The 16,173-nt window shown below is 69.0% G+C and carries 19 protein-coding genes and 2 pseudogenes; 9 read left to right on the top strand and 12 right to left on the bottom strand.

Annotated elements, in window-relative coordinates:
* Positions 1-161: 161 nt before the first annotated feature.
* The 4 genes and pseudogenes from ABZ267_RS13280 to ABZ267_RS13265 form a co-directional block, all read right to left on the bottom strand.
* Complete coding sequence (locus tag ABZ267_RS13280; protein ID WP_356750394.1) at positions 162-884, bottom strand: hypothetical protein; 723 nt, start codon at positions 882-884, stop codon at positions 162-164.
* A 260-nt stretch (positions 885-1,144) separates the two neighbouring features.
* Positions 1,145-1,359: pseudogene (locus tag ABZ267_RS13275) on the bottom strand (DUF397 domain-containing protein).
* Positions 1,360-1,437: 78 nt separating this feature from the next.
* On the bottom strand, positions 1,438-1,644 hold the full coding sequence (locus ABZ267_RS13270; RefSeq protein WP_356750451.1) for a UTRA domain-containing protein: 207 nt from the start codon (positions 1,642-1,644) through the stop codon (positions 1,438-1,440).
* A 366-nt stretch (positions 1,645-2,010) separates the two neighbouring features.
* Positions 2,011-3,363, bottom strand: coding sequence for a tetratricopeptide repeat protein (locus tag ABZ267_RS13265; protein WP_356750392.1), 1,353 nt, complete (start codon positions 3,361-3,363; stop codon positions 2,011-2,013).
* A 136-nt stretch (positions 3,364-3,499) separates the two neighbouring features.
* Here ABZ267_RS13265 and ABZ267_RS13260 point away from each other — a divergent pair, with 136 nt between their 5' ends.
* The 5 genes from ABZ267_RS13260 to ABZ267_RS13240 are packed head-to-tail and all read left to right on the top strand — an operon-like array spanning position 3,500 to position 5,415.
* Positions 3,500-3,739, top strand: coding sequence for a hypothetical protein (locus tag ABZ267_RS13260; RefSeq protein WP_356750390.1), 240 nt, complete (start codon positions 3,500-3,502; stop codon positions 3,737-3,739).
* On the top strand, positions 3,736-4,026 hold the full coding sequence (locus ABZ267_RS13255; RefSeq protein ID WP_356750388.1) for a hypothetical protein: 291 nt from the start codon (positions 3,736-3,738) through the stop codon (positions 4,024-4,026). The genes ABZ267_RS13260 and ABZ267_RS13255 overlap by 4 nt, the downstream gene beginning before the upstream one ends.
* Positions 4,023-4,394, top strand: a complete 372-nt coding sequence (locus tag ABZ267_RS13250; protein WP_356750449.1) for a hypothetical protein — start codon at positions 4,023-4,025, stop codon at positions 4,392-4,394. The genes ABZ267_RS13255 and ABZ267_RS13250 overlap by 4 nt, the downstream gene beginning before the upstream one ends.
* Positions 4,395-4,417: 23 nt before the next feature.
* Positions 4,418-4,861: a hypothetical protein gene (locus ABZ267_RS13245; RefSeq protein ID WP_356750386.1), complete on the top strand. Its 444-nt coding sequence runs from the start codon at positions 4,418-4,420 to the stop codon at positions 4,859-4,861.
* The gene (locus ABZ267_RS13240) at positions 4,858-5,415 is read left to right on the top strand and encodes a hypothetical protein (RefSeq protein WP_356750384.1); all 558 of its coding nucleotides are present in this window, start codon (positions 4,858-4,860) and stop codon (positions 5,413-5,415) included. The genes ABZ267_RS13245 and ABZ267_RS13240 overlap by 4 nt, the downstream gene beginning before the upstream one ends.
* Here ABZ267_RS13240 and ABZ267_RS13235 read toward each other — a convergent pair.
* From ABZ267_RS13235 to ABZ267_RS13220, 4 genes and pseudogenes are all read right to left on the bottom strand, one after another.
* Positions 5,364-6,012, bottom strand: a pseudogene (locus ABZ267_RS13235) (transcriptional regulator). The gene ABZ267_RS13240 and the pseudogene ABZ267_RS13235 overlap by 52 nt on opposite strands.
* A 25-nt stretch (positions 6,013-6,037) precedes the next feature.
* Entirely contained in the window at positions 6,038-6,247 is a 210-nt protein-coding gene (locus tag ABZ267_RS13230; RefSeq protein ID WP_356750382.1) for a DUF6243 family protein, read from the bottom strand.
* A 175-nt stretch (positions 6,248-6,422) separates the two neighbouring features.
* Complete coding sequence (locus tag ABZ267_RS13225; RefSeq protein ID WP_356750380.1) at positions 6,423-6,629, bottom strand: hypothetical protein; 207 nt, start codon at positions 6,627-6,629, stop codon at positions 6,423-6,425.
* Between the two features lie 124 nt (positions 6,630-6,753).
* Positions 6,754-8,136, bottom strand: coding sequence for a glycine--tRNA ligase (locus ABZ267_RS13220; protein ID WP_356750378.1), 1,383 nt, complete (start codon positions 8,134-8,136; stop codon positions 6,754-6,756).
* A gap of 167 nt (positions 8,137-8,303) precedes the next feature.
* Here ABZ267_RS13220 and ABZ267_RS13215 point away from each other — a divergent pair, with 167 nt between their 5' ends.
* The 4 genes from ABZ267_RS13215 to ABZ267_RS13200 all read left to right on the top strand — a co-directional run bounded on the left by ABZ267_RS13215 (position 8,304) and on the right by ABZ267_RS13200 (position 11,558).
* Positions 8,304-9,308, top strand: coding sequence for a zinc ABC transporter substrate-binding protein (locus tag ABZ267_RS13215; protein WP_356750376.1), 1,005 nt, complete (start codon positions 8,304-8,306; stop codon positions 9,306-9,308).
* Between the two features lie 47 nt (positions 9,309-9,355).
* Entirely contained in the window at positions 9,356-10,159 is an 804-nt protein-coding gene (locus tag ABZ267_RS13210) for a metal ABC transporter ATP-binding protein (RefSeq protein WP_356750374.1), read from the top strand.
* Positions 10,159-11,058, top strand: coding sequence for a metal ABC transporter permease (locus ABZ267_RS13205; protein ID WP_356750372.1), 900 nt, complete (start codon positions 10,159-10,161; stop codon positions 11,056-11,058). Before ABZ267_RS13210 ends, ABZ267_RS13205 begins: the two co-directional genes overlap by 1 nt.
* 65 nt (positions 11,059-11,123) lie before the next feature.
* Positions 11,124-11,558 carry a transcriptional repressor gene (locus ABZ267_RS13200; protein ID WP_030563397.1) on the top strand — a complete coding sequence of 145 codons (435 nt, stop codon included), beginning with the start codon at positions 11,124-11,126 and terminating at the stop codon, positions 11,556-11,558.
* A gap of 73 nt (positions 11,559-11,631) precedes the next feature.
* Here the strand turns inward: ABZ267_RS13200 and ABZ267_RS13195 are convergent, their stop codons facing one another.
* From ABZ267_RS13195 to leuA, 4 genes are all read right to left on the bottom strand, one after another.
* Positions 11,632-12,465, bottom strand: coding sequence for an isoprenyl transferase (locus tag ABZ267_RS13195; RefSeq protein WP_356750370.1), 834 nt, complete (start codon positions 12,463-12,465; stop codon positions 11,632-11,634).
* 70 nt (positions 12,466-12,535) lie between these two features.
* On the bottom strand, positions 12,536-13,282 hold the full coding sequence (recO, locus tag ABZ267_RS13190; protein ID WP_356750368.1) for a DNA repair protein RecO: 747 nt from the start codon (positions 13,280-13,282) through the stop codon (positions 12,536-12,538).
* Between the two features lie 58 nt (positions 13,283-13,340).
* Positions 13,341-14,045, bottom strand: coding sequence for a TerB family tellurite resistance protein (locus ABZ267_RS13185; protein WP_356750366.1), 705 nt, complete (start codon positions 14,043-14,045; stop codon positions 13,341-13,343).
* Between the two features lie 206 nt (positions 14,046-14,251).
* On the bottom strand, positions 14,252-16,054 hold the full coding sequence (leuA, locus tag ABZ267_RS13180) for a 2-isopropylmalate synthase (protein WP_356750364.1): 1,803 nt from the start codon (positions 16,052-16,054) through the stop codon (positions 14,252-14,254).
* Positions 16,055-16,173 lie beyond the last annotated feature (119 nt).

Below are 16,173 nucleotides of genomic sequence, written 5' to 3'. Positions count from 1 at the left end.
TCTTCCGTCACAGAGCCGAGAAAGGGGTTCTTCCACCGGCCGGTGGAAGAACCCCTTTCTCAGCGGCCGGAAAACTTTCCCGCCAACCGGAGGACAGAATTCCGCTGGGGAACACCTACCGAGGCCGGAAAAAATTCTGCGCGCCTGGAGAGCGGAATGCGTCAGGCGTTGATCTTCTTCAGATCCACCACGTCCTCGGCGGCGGGCTTCTGCGCGTCGACCTTCTTGTTGTAATCACTCAGCACCGTCTCGCTCGGCACTTTGCCGCCTTCGGACACCGCCTTGAGAACGTAGGGCTCGCCCTCGGTGGCCACGTACATGGTGATCTTCTCGCCGTTCTCCTGCTTCTTCTCCAGGATCAGCGCGGGCGTGCCGTCGACCTCCGTGGTCTCGCCCTTCTTCATTCCCTTGCGCTCGGACTTGTCGCTGTCCAGCATCGCGAGGGCGGCCTGCTTGTCGCACATTCCCTCCGTCCCGGCCTGCGTCGAATCGGAGACCACCCACTTGTCCTGCACCTGCTTGACCACCTTCTCGGTGCCGGGCTTGCCCTTCAGCGTGTTCTGCCAGAACTTCTCGTCGCCCCGCACGTAGACGCTCTGCCCGACCTGGACGACATCGGCCTTGGCCCCCTGTCCGGTCATGGTGCCCGTACAGTGGTCCTGGTCGTCGACGTGGAAATCGAGGCCGATCTCGTTGCCGTCGGGCTGCTGCGCCTTTCCGACGATCCGCAGGGATTTCGCGTCACGCGTCGCCTTGACCGCTTCCGCCGCGATGGTGTCCGCGCTCTTTCCCTCGAACGCGTCGTCGGAACTCTCACCGCCGCACCCCACCAGTGCCGTCGCTCCCAGAGACACCGAAACCGCAGCCAGGATGACCTTCTTCATCGCATTCCCTCCCGGAAATAATCGCAGGCCTCCCCGGGCCCTCACGAGCCCGGCTACCCAGCAGAAGCGGAAGGTCACTCACCTATTTTCTCGACTTTTTCCGGCGGCTGCGGGAAAGAGGCGGAATTCGGTCAACGTGGCCGGTGTCCGGCGGCGTGTGGGCCTTCCGCCAACAGACCTGACGAACTCTGCACGCGACGGCCGGACAGCAGGACCGCTCCACCGTGCGCGGCACGGTGGAGCGGTCCTGGATCGGCTCGTCAGGCGGCGTCGAACGGTCCGGCCCGCACACCCGCGACGAACGCCGAGAACGCGGCCGTACGGACGTCGACCACCGGGCCGTCCACGCACTTGGAGTCACGGACCGGGACGATGCCCTGCGCGGCGACGAAGTTGGCGGCAACCTCAACGCAGGCAAGGCACCGCCGTTCGAGCTGTACGAGGACGTGAACCAACGGGAAGATTCGGTCTTCACGGAGTGCCCTTTCCGTAGCAGGAAGCCTCACCATGCATGACCCGGTGACGCGGACGCCAGAGGACCTTGATCCGGCCGTCACGCCTCAAAGTCGTACTCATGGACGTGGGCCGACGCGTCCAGGACCATCTCGTTGACCTCAACGACGCGCCGGTCCTCCGCGAAGGCGGTCCGGCAGACGAGCATGACGGGTGTACCTGCCGGAAGGCTCAGCCTTGACGTCTCCTCCGGCCGAGGCCTGCGCGAGCGGACCTCCTCACGGAAGTGGGCCGGCTCGTGGTCCAGTTCGGCCAGTCGTGCGTAGGCCCTCCCGGTCCGGTGTCCCGCTGGGTGACGGCCGGACCCGCGACCAGGGCGGCGGCAAGGTACGAGGTGGCCAGCAGCACCGGATGCCGTCCAGTTCGAACCTCCGGCTCCTGATCCACGCGCTCTCGCTCCCCGCCGGGCCGAGCACCCTCGCCGCGTTCTCCGAAGGTTGCCCTTCGCGCACCACCACCTGGTCCACCACCAGGTCCCGATCCCCGAGGTCCGTCTCCGAGGCAGAGCGTCCGGATCCCCACTGCTCGCCCGCCGGCCGCTGAATCCTGCGGCGCCTCAGCGGCCGGAAAGCCTGGGCGGCCCCTCGCTCGTTCCGCGTATATCGCCTCTCCGTCACGCCGGAATCAGTTCAGGCCTGACGGTCTCCCGCGCCCGTTCGTAAAGGGCCTGAGCATCATGGTTCCTGATGTGCGGGCGAATGAGGGTGAACATGTCCGTCATGCGCTTGTCGATGCGGCCCGAATTCACTTGGGGGTAGTCGTCCAGCGCGAGCCCCCATGTCTGGCAAGCGGCTTCAAGGTGGCCCGTTGCCAGTTGCCGTTCCGCGAGGATCGCTCGCTCCTTCACGCGCGTACGGCGGTAGACGCTGTACCGCAGGCGGTCCGACTCCTGCATGGCAGCGACAGCGCCATGTACATCGCCCATTTCGAACCGCACCTGGCTCGTGTGGTAGCACAGAGACGCAGGATCGTACGAGCCGAAGGCCTTAGCACGAGCTTCCGCCTTGTCCATGGCGACCTCGGCTTCCTGCAGGTACAGGAGAGCCGAGCGCTGGTCACCGATCTGCGCCGCCGCATGCGCCTGTTGTCCGGCAAGGAAAGCGCGCATCCGTGGTCCGGCTTGGGGCGACCCAGCCGCTGCGGCATCCGCAAGGCGCATGGCCACCGGCCCTTGTCCCAGGTCCACGGCTTGCACGCTCATCCCTCGGAGCGTGGTGCAGAACGTCAGGTGATCCTCCGACGCTCCGGCCAGCTCCAGTGCCTGATGGTAGTAACGCTGCGCCAGCCCGTGCAGTCCTTCGTCGACCGCCATGTATCCCGTGAGGTAGCAGAGGTCCGACGCCGCCGACATCATCGCCTTGCGTACGTCCTCGGGACCGCTGGATCGCAGGAACGGCGCGACCGTGTTCACCAGAAACGCAGCGGCGAGCGGCCGAGCGGTGCGGCCCCCGAACTGATCGTCCATCGAAGAGAGTTGCTCGGTCATGGCGGCGACGGTGTGGACATCGGACATACCGATGCGGGAACGGACTCCGCGCTGCGCGGCCTCCATTCGGCCCACGACGTCCGGCCAGTCCGGCACGGCAAGGGCGACGGAGAACAGGGCAACACCCAGCACGCTACGGCGGGACGGGTCCATGTCCAACCTCCCCAGATCAGTGATCCCGTCCACCGTACTGAGAGGCTCTACCTCCGTCCCAACCTTGGGCGTCGGGACAGGAAAGCCCGCTTCCGACGGCGCCACGGGCCGCCCCAGCTTGCGGGCGAACGCCTCCAGGATCAGCGGTCGAGCGTCCTCGCGAGGCACACTCCCGCTCCGCCACTGGTGTACAGAAGGGGCACGGTACTGCTTCGGGGTGCCGCGTTCCGTGCCGATTCGGTTGACCGCCTGCGCGCACTGTCTGAGCGTCCACCCCGTCTCGCGGAACAGCCGGTCAAAGCCTGCGTTCGGTTCGCTGGCACTCACGCTTCGTCAACTCCCTCTGCACAGAGCCGTTGAGGGCTTAACGCTCTTCATTCTTGTGCGCTTCCCGACACTACCGCCGAGAGCGTTCGCACTGTTGCCTGGAGTACACAGTCCATCACTAAGAGAAAGGGAGCAGGTGCGAGTGGGAACCGAGTCGCTGCCGCCCACCGTGGGTGTGCTCCTGGTAGACACCAGCCGAGGCAACCGCGTAGGCGAGTTCCGCGGGGTCGCCGGCCTCTACTGGTCGCTCCGGCCCGTCGGCGGCGGAATCGAGTGGGAGGTCGAGGCCCGGCACGTGCGGCCCGCGCTTCCCATAGAGCAGCTCCGCGCCCGTACCGCTCGGGCCAATGCCCGCAGTCGAGGTGAGGTGCTGTGAGCGGCGCGTTCGCCCGGCTGCGGGTTCGGCTCGTCCTCCTCCTGGGAGCGGCCGAGATCCACCTACGGCTCCGGCTCCCCCGGCGCCCGGCACGCCCCGCCGAGCCCTTGGCCGAACTCGTACGCATCGAAGCCGATCCCGCCTACCGGGCCCTGTTCTACGCCGAGTTGCACGTGGCGCTGGAGGACCGGTTCGCGACGGAGACCGCCGTGGTGGAGGAGATCGAGGCGGCCTCCGAGCGGCTGAAGGCCCTCATCCGGCACGACGATCACGAGCGTGCCGCATAAGGCGCACGGCGGCCTACGCGGCCGAGGTCACCGTGTCCGACGGCCGGCGGTACGCCTCGCTCGGCGCCGTCGCCCTACGCAACCGGCGCCTCGTCCTCCTCTGGCTCCGGCGGCAGGCGCTCCGGCTCGCGAACGGACATGGGAGTGCCGTACGAGACGAGGCACCCGGCGACGTACGGGCCGTCCTCTTCCACAGCACCGACGCGCCCGAGAGCCTGCGGTGCTGGGCCACCGACGCGTACCGCCAGGACGACGCGATACGGACGCTGGAAGCGGGCTTCCCGCTCCACTTCACCGTCGCCGACCCCGCCGTCGGGCTCTGCGTCACCCTCGCCGGATGGCACACCTCCCCGGCCACACCGCTGTAGCCCCCTCCACAGAAGAGGCTTCCGTGCCGCAATGCACCGCCGTGACCCGGGTCCCGCTCAGCGAGGTGCTCACCGCCCTCGTCACCATGGCCCACGGACCCGACACCTCACCCCACGACTTCACGCTCGACCACTACGTGCTGTGCGAACTCGGCGAGCACGACGTCCGCACCGAACACGCCGCGCTCCTGTCTCCCGCCGAGAGCCCCGACCGCCCCGCGCTCTGGTTCCACTGGACCGGCACCGACACCGACCGCACCCACCGCATCGCCACCGCGCCCTGGTGCCCGGCCATCCTCCGGCACCTGCGCACCGACGCCACCCTGCGGTGCTCGCTCTTGACCAGCCATCCCACCGGCCACGCCTGGGACATCACCGATCCCCTCGGAGACCTCATCGCCGGAGCAACCGGCGCCGATACCGATGACGACGCCTCCGACGACCCACGAAAGCGGCACCGGCCATGAAGCAGTGCACCGCCGTCGCCCTCCTCCCGCCCCCGGACCACCTCGTCGCCCTCACACCTCCCGGACAACGGCCCGAGACCGGCCACGTCCTCTGCGAACGCGGCGGCGACCACGACGACCGGCACGCCGCCATGCTCTGGGACGAAGGCGGACGCCCCGGAAGCGCCGTCTGGGTCCGCTGGAAGGGCTCCGGGCTCGCCACCCTCGCCCCGCTCCCCTGGTGTCCCGCACTCGACCCCCGTAAGGAGGCCTGCGAGCTGTTCGCCGCACACCCCTCCGCCCACAGCCGGCTCGTCACGGACCCCACCGACGACGCCATCACCCGGCTCCTCGTGGACCATCACCCGGATCTGTCCCCGAGTTCAGCGACCGTGACAAGGGCAAGGACAGTGGCGGCGGGGACGGCGATCCGGACGGGAACGGGGACGGACGCCGGTCCTGATTCCGGTGGTCGTCATCGCCGTGCCGGTCCGTCAGGTCTCGCCGCGCTCGGTGATGCGGGTCAGGTCATCGCCGGTGGCCCGATGACCGACAGCAGACGCAGCCGGTCGTAGCTCTCGCTGCCCGGCGCGGCCGTGTACACGAGCAGGCTGTGCGACTGGTCCCGGGTCCAGCAGCCGCTGGCAGTTCAGTTCCATGACGCCCACCTCGGGGTGGATGAAGCGCTTGACCTCGTGCGGGCGGATGCCGACCTCGTGCCGGTCCCAGACGCGGCGGAACTCCTCGCTACGGTCGAGGAGCAGCTCGGCGCAGTGGGCCGCGCGGGAGCCGGCGCCCCGCAGCGTGGCAAGCTCCCGCAGGCCGGAGGCGAACATGCGGGAGGGGAAGTCGTGGTCGTCCGCCACGTACAGCGAACGGGTGGCGGGGTCGGTGAACCAGCGGTAGCCGATGGAGCGGTCGAGGCCCGAGTAGCGGGTCGTGTCGCCGGTGAGGGCGACGCCCAGCGGGCTCTGCCGCAGGGTCTCCCCCAGTTCGGTGACGATCTCGGCGGGGGTGTCGTCCAGCCGGTCGAGGATGCGGAGGAGGCCGGGGCTGATGTGCTCACCGGTCGTTCCCCGGACGGGCGGGGTACGGCCGGCGAGGCGGAACAGGTGGTCGCGCTCCTCCACCGGGTCCACGCGGTGTGGGTGTGGGCCCGGATCACGGATGATCCGGGCCCACCGTCGTACCTACGTGTCAGCTCTGCGCGTCCTGGTCGGCCGGCTCGGCGGTCGTGTCCGTCTGAGCCTCGGCACGCTCGCGCATCTTGCGTACCAGCTCCTGCTTCTTGTCCTCGGCGACCTTGCGGTCGGCGCCTCGCGCGGAGCCCGCGCCCTGCTGTTCGGCGCGGGACAGCTTCTTACGCTGTCCGCCGACGCCGAGGAGGTTGTTGCGGCTCTTGGCCACGGCGTTCTCCCATTCGTGGTGGTGAGAAGTGAGTCAGGAAAGGTCGAAGGGCCGGTCGCGCCGGTCCTTGTGGCGGCGGGGGCTGCGTCACCCGCCGCGCTCTCACTCGTAGATCTGGAAGAACGAAGACATGCAGGAACGGTACCGCGCCTCCGAAGCGCACCGCACCAGATTTTCAGGCCGCCGTCGGGTCCACCGTCGCCTGGTGCGCCTCGGTCAGGTGCTCCTGGGCCTTGAGCCACGGCAGGAACTGGGCCGGGCGGCGCCAGCCGCAGGTGGCGCACGTCAGCTCGCGCGCGATGCCCGACTTCCGTACCTGTACGACGTGTTCACGGCCGTGCTGGTCCCATCTGGTGACCTTGCTGCTGGTGATCGACGGCATCGCATACCTCCCGGGACGGCGGCGGAGAGGCTCCGGTGGACCGTACGACGAAGCCCCCGGTTCCGTACCCGAAACCGGGGGCCTCACGCGCCTACGGGAAGCGTAGGGCGGCCTACGTCAGGTGTCAGCAGCCGATCAGACGGGCGCCGAGGTACGCCTGGATCTGGTCCAGCGAGACGCGCTCCTGCTTCATCGTGTCGCGCTCGCGCACGGTCACCGCGTTGTCGTCCAGCGTGTCGAAGTCGACGGTGACACAGAACGGCGTACCGATCTCGTCCTGGCGGCGGTAGCGGCGGCCGATCGCGCCGGCGTCGTCGAACTCGATGTTCCAGTTCTTCCGCAGGTCGGTCGCCAGGCCCTTGGCCTTCGGCGAGAGCTGCGGGTTACGGGAGAGCGGCAGGACCGCGACCTTGACCGGCGCCAGGCGCGGGTCGAGACGCATCACGGTGCGCTTCTCCATGACGCCCTTGGCGTTCGGCGCCTCGTCCTCGACGTAGGCGTCGAGCAGGAACGCCAGCATCGCGCGGCCGACACCGGCCGCGGGCTCGATGACGTACGGCGTCCAGCGCTCGTTGGCCTCCTGGTCGTAGTACTGGAGGTCGGTACCCGAGGCATCGGAGTGCGCCTTGAGGTCGTAGTCCGTGCGGTTGGCCACGCCCTCCAGCTCGCCCCACTCGCTGCCACCGAAGCGGAAGCGGTACTCGATGTCCGCGGTCCGCTTGGAGTAGTGCGAGAGCTTCTCCTTCGGGTGCTCGAACCAGCGCATGTTCTCCTCGCGCATGCCGAGGTCGGTGTACCAGTTCCAGCGCTGGTCCATCCAGTACTGCTGCCACTCCTCGTCCTCGCCCGGCTTGACGAAGAACTCCATCTCCATCTGCTCGAACTCACGCGTCCGGAAGATGAAGTTGCCCGGAGTGATCTCGTTCCGGAAGGACTTGCCCATCTGCGCGATACCGAACGGCGGCTTCTTGCGCGAAGTCTGCAGCACCTGGCCGAAGTTGGTGAAGATGCCCTGCGCGGTCTCGGGACGCAGGTAGGCGACCGAGCCGGAGTCCTGGGTCGGGCCGAGGTGCGTGGAGAGCAGACCCGAGAACTGCTTGGGCTCGGTGAAGGTGCCCTTGTTGCCGCAGTTGGGGCAGTTGAGGTCGGCGAGGCCGTTGACCGGCGGCTTGCCGTGCTTCTCCTCGTACGCCTCTTCCAGGTGGTCCGCGCGGTAGCGCTTGTGACAGGAGGTGCACTCGGTCAGCGGGTCCGAGAAGGTGGCGACGTGGCCCGAGGCGACCCAGACGTCCGGCGCCAGGATGACCGACGAGTCGAGACCGACCACGTCCTCGCGCGCGGTGACCATGTAGCGCCACCACTGACGCTTCAGGTTCTCCTTCATCTCGACGCCCAGCGGCCCGTAGTCCCAGGCGGCGCGCTGACCACCGTAGATCTCACTGCAGGGGTAGACGAAGCCACGGCGCTTGCTCAGGCTGACGATGGTGTCGATCTTGTCGGCGGCCACGGTGCTCTCTTCATTACGACGGTGACGAACGGCGAATGCTTCAGATTACCGGCGGGCGCACCCCCGGGATCAAATCCGTGGGGCCTCCGCCTCATCACCTCGTGATCTTCCGGGCATCTCATCTGCCTTGTTGACAATCGTTTCCACTTTTGTTGAAAATGACTGTCATGAACGTACGCCGCCTGATACCCACCACCGCCGTCGCCGGAGCTGCCGTCCTCGGTCTGACCGCTCTCTCCGCCTGCTCCACCTCCGACGCGGCCGACGGAGGCAGCGGAAGCAACGGCGACAAGCTGCGGGTGACGGCGTCCTTCTACCCGATGCAGTTCCTGGCCGAGAAGATCGGCGGCGAGCACGTCGCCGTCACCAGCCTCACCAAGCCGGGCGTCGAGCCGCACGACCTGGAACTCACTCCGCGCCAGATCGGCTCCATCAGCGAGGCCGACTACGTGCTGTACCTCAAGGGCATCCAGCCCGCCGTGGACGATGCGATTCTGCAGTCCGGTGTGAAGAACACCGTCGACGCCGCGACCCTCACCACGCTGGAGAACCACGGCTCCGAGGTCAGCGGCCACGATCACGACCACGGCCATGAGGACGAGCACGCGGAACACGAAGAAGGCGACGGCCACAACCACGGCGAGGAAGGCGGCGCCGACCCGCACGTCTGGCTGGACCCGGTGAAGTACGCCGAGGTCGCCAAGGGCGTCGGCAAGTCGCTGGAGAAGGCCGACCCGGACCACGCCGCCGACTACAAGAAGAACACCGAGGCGCTGGTCGGTGAGTTGAACAAGCTGAACACGGCGTACGAGACCGGGCTGAAGAACACCGCCACCAAGACCTTCATCACCACCCACTCCGCCTTCGGCTACCTCGCCGAGCGCTACGGCCTCACCCAGCAGGGCATCGCGGGCATCGACCCGGAGGCCGAGCCGAGCCCCGCGCGCATCCAGGAGATCCACACCATCGCGGAGAAGGAGAAGGCCACCACGGTCTTCTTCGAGACGCTCGCCAGCGACAGGACGGCGAAGACCCTCGCGAAGGACACCGGCCTCAAGACCGGCGTCCTGGACCCGCTGGAGGGAATCACGAAGAAGTCCCAGGGCGCTGACTACATCGCGGTCATGGAGTCCAACCTCACCGCGCTGCAGAAGGCACTCGGCGCGAAGTGACCCGCACCACCCGCTTCACTCGTAGGACCATCCGATCGGAGGCGCTCATGCCGGAGCGTGAGAGCACCACCCGCGAGCCCGTGGCCGCCGGCCGCGAGGCCGTCGTCAGCCTGCGCGGCGCCACCGCGACCCTCGGCTCGCGGCCCGTGCTGCGCGGTGTGGACCTCACCGTGGGCCGCGGCGAGGTCGTCGCGCTGCTCGGCGCCAACGGTTCCGGCAAGTCCACCGCCGTACGATCCGCCATCGGCCAGGTCCCGCTGACCGGCGGCACCGTCGAGCTGTTCGGCACCGAGCTGCGGCGCTTCCGCCAGTGGGGCCGGATCGGTTACGTGCCGCAGCGCACCACGGCCGCCGGCGGCGTGCCCGCCACCATCCGCGAGGTCGTCGCCTCCGGCCGGCTGGCGGTGACGAAGCTGCGGTGGCCCAGGAAGGCGGACAAGGCGGCCGTGGAGCGGGCCATCGAGCTGGTGGGCCTGGCCGACCGCGCCAAGGACTCCGTGGGCGCTCTGTCGGGCGGGCAGCACCAGCGGGTCCTGATCGCCCGCGCGCTGGCCGCCGAGCCGGAGCTGCTGATCATGGACGAGCCGATGGCCGGGGTGGACCTGGCCAGTCAGGAGATCCTCGCCTCGACGCTGCGCGAGCAGGTGGCGCTCGGCACCTCCGTGCTGCTGGTGCTGCACGAGCTGGGTCCGCTGGAGCCGCTGATCGACCGGGCCGTGGTCCTGCGCGACGGCTGCGTCACGCACGACGGCCCGCCGCCGGAGGCGCTCGGCCAGCACGCGCTGCCCGGCCACGACCACGTACACCCTCACGCGGCCGCCGAGCCCGTACGGACGGGACTGCTGACCTGATGCTGTTCGAATTCCTCAACCCTCCTTTCATGCAGCGGGCGCTCATCGCGGCCGTCCTGGTCGGCATCACCGCGCCCGCCATCGGCATCTACCTGGTCCAGCGGCGGCAGGCGCTCATGGGCGACGGCATCGGCCACATCGCGATGACCGGTGTCGGCCTCGGCTTCCTGCTCTCGACCAGCCCGGTCTGGATGGCCACCGCCGTCGCCGTGGCCGGTGCGGTCGTCATGGAGCTGATCCGCTGGTACGGGCACACGCGCGGCGACCTCGCCCTGGCGATGCTCTTCTACGGCGGCATGGCGGGCGGCGTGATGCTGATCAACCTCTCCGACACCGGCTCGAACGCCAACCTGACCTCGTACCTCTTCGGCTCGCTCTCCACCGTCTCCGAGTCCGACGTGATCGCGATCTGTGTGCTCGCCGCCTTCGTGGTGCTGGTCACCGTGGGGCTGCGGCGGCAGCTGTTCGCGGTCAGCCAGGACGAGGAGTTCGCCCGGGTCACCGGACTGCCGGTGCGGGTGCTGAACCTGCTGATCGCGGTGACGGCCGCCGTCACGGTGACCGTCGCGATGCGGGTCGTCGGGCTGCTGCTGGTCAGCGCGCTGATGGTAGTGCCGGTGGCGGCCGCGCAGCAGATCACCAAGTCCTTCAAGGTGACGTTCGTGCTCTCCGTGGTGATCGGCACCGCCGTGACCCTGACCGGCACCGTGACCTCGTACTACCAGGACGTCCCGCCGGGCGCGACGATCGTGCTGCTGGCCATCGCGGTGTTCGTCGTCCTGACCGCGCTCGCGGCTCCGCTCGCCCGGCGCCGGGCCCGGACGAGCGAGGAGAAGGGCGCCGAGTGCACCCTGGAGGTACCGGCGGCCCGCCGGGGGACGGACGACCTGCGCGTTTGAGTGCGGCGCCCGGGTGGGCTGGCACAATGGCCCGACACATGTACGGGCGACACGAGGAGGCACCTGTGGCCACGGCGCCGATCAGTGGCACGAACGCAGCGCCGGTACGCGGCCGGTCCACCCGGCAGCGGGCGGCGGTGGCGGCGGCCCTCGACGAGGTCGACGAGTTCCGCAGCGCCCAGGAGCTGCACGACGTCCTCAAGCACCGCGGCGACTCCGTGGGCCTGACCACGGTCTACCGGACCCTGCAGTCCCTCGCCGACGCGGGCGAGGTCGACGTCCTGCGCACCACCGAGGGCGAGGCCGTCTACCGGCGGTGCTCGACCGGTGACCATCACCACCACCTGGTCTGCCGGCTCTGCGGCAAGGCGGTCGAGGTCGAAGGGCCCGCCGTCGAACAGTGGGCCGAGATGATCGCCGCCCAGCACGGCTATGTGAACGTCGCGCACACCGTCGAGATCTTCGGCACGTGTGCGGAGTGTGCCGCGAGCAAGAAGTAAGCGCGCGAACGTAACAGAGGGCTCTGTACGCGTACAGAGCCCTCTGTTACGTGTTACCTCACTTCTCGGCGGATTACGTGTCGCTTCGCTTCTCGGCGGCCTCCGCCGCCTCCTGCGCACCGCCGAAGCGGCGGTCGCGCTGCGCGTACTCCAGGCAGGCCCGCCACAGGTCGCGGCGGTCGAAATCCGGCCAGAGAACGTCCTGGAAGACCATCTCCGCGTACGCGCTCTGCCAGATCAGGTAGTTCGAGGTGCGCTGCTCGCCGCTGGGACGCACGAAGAGGTCCACGTCCGGCATGTCCGGGTAGTAGATGTACTTCTGGAACGTCTTCTCGTTGACCTTGGCCGGGTCGAGCCTTCCGGCCGCCACGTCCTGCGCGATGCGCTGCGCGGCGTCCGCGATCTCGGCACGGCCGCCGTAGTTGACGCAGAAGTACAGCGTCATCTTGTCGTTGTCCTTGGTCTGCTCCTGGGCGACCTGGAGCTCCTGGACGACGGACTTCCACAGCTTGGGCATGCGGCCGACCCAGCGGATCCGGATGCCGAGCTCGTCCATCTCGTCGCGGCGGCGGCGGATCACGTCGCGGTTGAAGTTCATCAGGAACTTCACCTCGTCCGGCGAGCGCTTCCAGTTCTCCGTGGAGAAGGCGTAGAGCGAGAGGTTCTTGACGCCCATCTCGATACAGCCCTTGAGCACGTCCATGACGACGCCCTCACCGATCTTGTGACCCTCGGTGCGCGGCAGACCGCGCTCCTTGGCCCAGCGGCCGTTGCCGTCCATCACGACGGCGACGTGCTGGGGCACCAGCTCGCCGGGGATCTTCGGAGGCGTCGCGCCCGAGGGGTGCGGCTCGGGGGTCTTGTACGTGCGCCGGTTACGGCCGCCGAGGATCCCGCGTACTGCCATGAGGTTCTCAGTCTCCCTGTGTCACTTCTTTACGTACCGCGTCGCCGCATGACGTGCTTTACGGCCCGCGTCACTTCTCCACGTACCGCAGCGAGCGCAGGCCGCGCTCCAGATGCCAGTGCAGATAGGCGGACACCAGCCCGCTCCCCTCCCTGACATGACGCGCCTCGCACGCGTCCGCCGTCTCCCAGTCACCGCTCAGCAGCGCGCTCAGCAGCTCCAGGGCCTGTGCCGAGGGTACGACGCTGCCGGGGACCCGGCAGTCACCGCATATGACGCCTCCCGCCGCGACGGAGAAGAACCGGTTGGGACCCGGCATCCCGCACCTCGCGCAGTTCTCGAAGCTCGGCGCGTACCCGTTCACCGCGAGCGAGCGCAGCAGGAACGCGTCCAGGATGAGGTGCGGCGCGTGCTCGCCGCGGGCGAGGGTGCGCAGGCCGCCGACGAGGAGCAGGTACTGCTGGACTGCCGGCTCGCCCTCGTGGTCGGTGAACCGCTCGGCGGTCTCCAGCATCGCGGTGCCGGCGGTGTAACGGGCGTAGTCGGCGACGATGCCCCCGCCGTACGGAGCGATCGTCTCGCTCTGGGTGCAGAGCGGCAGGCCGCGGCCGACCAGCTCACTGCCGCGCGCGAAGAACTGCACGTCGACGTGGGAGAAGGGCTCCAGCCGGGCACCGAACTTGGACTTGGTGCGGCGCACGCCGCGGGCGACAGCGCGGACCCGGCCGTGGCCGCGGGTCAGGATCGTGATGATCCGGTCGGCCTCGCCCAGTTTCTGCGTACGCAGCACGACGCCGTCGTCCCGGAACAAGCTCATGGGGCCATTGTCGCGCACACCCGGACGCCTGTACGCCTCCAGGAGGTCCCAGGAGCCTCTAGGAGGGCGTGCGCGCCGCCGCTGCGAGCAGGCGGGCGGTGTCGTCGGCCGGGAGCTCCAGCGCGCCGCCCACCGTCGTCAGGACCTCGCGCTCGGCCGGGCTGTAGGGCCCGTCGGCGAGCGCGATCCTGGCGCCTTGGAGGAGGACCGACTCACGGCCGGCGGCGGCCAGGTGCGGAGCGAGCGGGGCCAGGACCTCGTGGAGCTCGATGGCGAGGGTCGCGCCGCACGCCTCGGCCGCCGGGTCGGACCGGGAGCCGTAGCCGGTGTCGGCGGCGAGCACCTCCACCACGGTGTAGAGCTGCTCCTGCGTGCAGTCGTCGAGCCCGGCGTCCCGTACGACGCCGACGGCGGTGTCCAGGACCGTGCGGGAGGTGGTGCCACCGGCCGCGAGGACGGCCAGCGTGACGGTGTGGACGGCCTCCCGGAGCATCGAGGAGAACCGGGTGGTGGTGGGGTGGTCCAGGGCGTCGGTGGCGAAGCGGGCGCGGCAGGCTCCGCACTCCACCACGGGTCCGGTCTCGCCGCGGCGGGCCAGCGGGATGCCGAGGACGGTGAGCCGGCGGCGGCCGGTCAGGCGGCGGTAGTTGCGGTCGCCGCCGCAGCCCGGGCAGAAGAAGGCGCCGTCGCCGACGGCGTCCCAGACCGTGCGGATGCCGCAGAGGACCGGCCTCAGAGCGCGTTGTCCTTTGGCTGACCGCACGTCGCACACCTCCGTAACGCTCCGGCAACATTGCCGTGTGTTGGACGTGATGTTAGCCACATGCGCGAGGCGGCGTCAGTAGCGCGGAGGTCACAACCCTTCGAACATGGCCGAACCCCGACCGCCCGGAGCGGGCGATCGGGGTTCTGTGACTGCTGACGTACGGGGTCGAAGCGGACGTCCGTACGAGGGAGTGGCCGGCCGGGTCAGCGCGAGGCGCGGTTGACCGCGGAGACGACCGCCTTGAGCGAGGCGCGGGTGGTGTTGGCGTCGATGCCGATGCCCCACAGCACCTTGCCGTCGATCGCGCACTCGATGTAGGAGGCGGCCTGCGCGCTGGCGCCTTCGCTCATCGTGTGCTCGGTGTAGTCCAGCAGCCGGGCGTCGATGCCGACGGCCTGCAGCGCTTCGAAGAACGCCGAGATCGGACCGTTGCCGGAACCGGTCAGCACGGTGTCCGCGCCGTCCACGGTGGCCTCGACGGTCAGGGTGTCCGTGCCGTCGGTGTCGGTGGTGGTCTGGCCGGAGCGCAGCTGGATGCGACCCCATCGAGCCACAGCGTTGTCCGCGTTCGGCAGGTACTCGTCCTGGAAGGTGGACCAGATCTGCGTCGGAGTGACCTCGCCGCCCTCGGCGTCGGTCTTGGCCTGAATGATCCGGGAGAACTCGATCTGCATCCGGCGCGGCAGGTCCAGCTTGTGGTCGTTCTTCAGGACGTACGCGATACCGCCCTTGCCGGACTGCGAGTTGACGCGGATGACCGCCTCGTAGGAGCGGCCGACGTCCTTCGGGTCGATCGGCAGGTACGGCACGGCCCACTCGATGGCGTCGACGCTCCTGCCCTGGGACGCCGCGTCCTTCTCCATCGCGTCGAAGCCCTTCTTGATGGCGTCCTGGTGGGAGCCGGAGAAGGCGGTGTAGACGAGGTCGCCCGCGTACGGGTGGCGCGGGTGGATCTCCATCTGGTTGCAGTACTCGCTGGTGCGGCGGATCTCGTCGATCTGCGAGAAGTCGATCTGCGGGTCCACGCCCTGCGAGAACAGGTTCATGCCCAGGGTGACCAGGTCGACGTTGCCGGTCCGCTCGCCCTGGCCGAACAGGCAGCCCTCGATGCGGTCGGCGCCGGCCATGATGGCCAGCTCGGCCGCCGCCACCGCCGTACCGCGGTCGTTGTGCGGGTGGACCGACAGGCAGACGAACTCGCGGCGGGACAGGTTGCGCGACATCCACTCGAAGCGGTCCGCGTGGGTGGAGGGCGTGGAACGCTCCACGGTGGCCGGCAGGTTCAGGATGATCTCGCGGCCCTCCTCGGGCTGCCAGACGTCACAGACCGCCTCGCAGACCTCCAGAGCGAAGTCCAGCTCGGTGTCGGTGAAGATCTCCGGGCTGTACTGGTAGCCGAAGATGGTCTCCGGGCCGAGGATCTTCTCCGCGTACTCCATGACCAGCCGCGTACCGTCCACCGCGATCTGCTTGACCTGCTCCTTCGAGCCGCGGAAGACGACGCGGCGGAAGGTCGGCGCGGTGGCGTTGTACAGGTGGACGGTGGCCCGGCGGGCACCGACCAGCGACTCCACGGTCCGCTCGATCAGCTCCTCGCGGGCCTGCGTCAGGACGGAGATCGTCACGTCCTCGGGGATCGCGCCCTCTTCGATGATGGAGCGGACGAAGGCGAAGTCGGTCTCGCCGGAGGACGGGAAGCCGACCTCGATCTCCTTGTAGCCCATGCGTACGAGCAGATCGAACATCTCACGCTTGCGGGCCGGGCTCATCGGGTCGATCAGCGCCTGGTTGCCGTCGCGCAGATCGGTGGACAGCCAGCGGGGCGCGACGGTGATGCGGTTGTCCGGCCAGGTGCGGTCGGCGATGTCCACGGCCTCGTAACCGCGGTACTTGTGGACCGGCATCCCGGACGGCTTCTGGAGCTGCGTCGCGTTGGTGATCGGGGTGGGGCGGCCGACGGCGTTCTCGGCGGGGTTCGCGGCACCGGTGGGGTTCACGGCGGTCATGGCGTAGGGCTCCTCGGGGTCCGACATGGGGTCGGCCGACGGTGTCGCTGCAGCACCAGACTCCGCGGGGAGGGGGTCGGCCTACGACTACAGGCCCTCGCCGCGGCAGCTAAGGAGAA

The organism is Streptomyces sp. NPDC006174 (genome assembly GCF_040614075.1).
Classification (GTDB): Bacteria; Actinomycetota; Actinomycetes; order Streptomycetales; family Streptomycetaceae; genus Streptomyces.
Note: the sequence above shows the minus strand (reverse complement) of the source record. Positions and strands in the feature narration are given on the sequence as shown.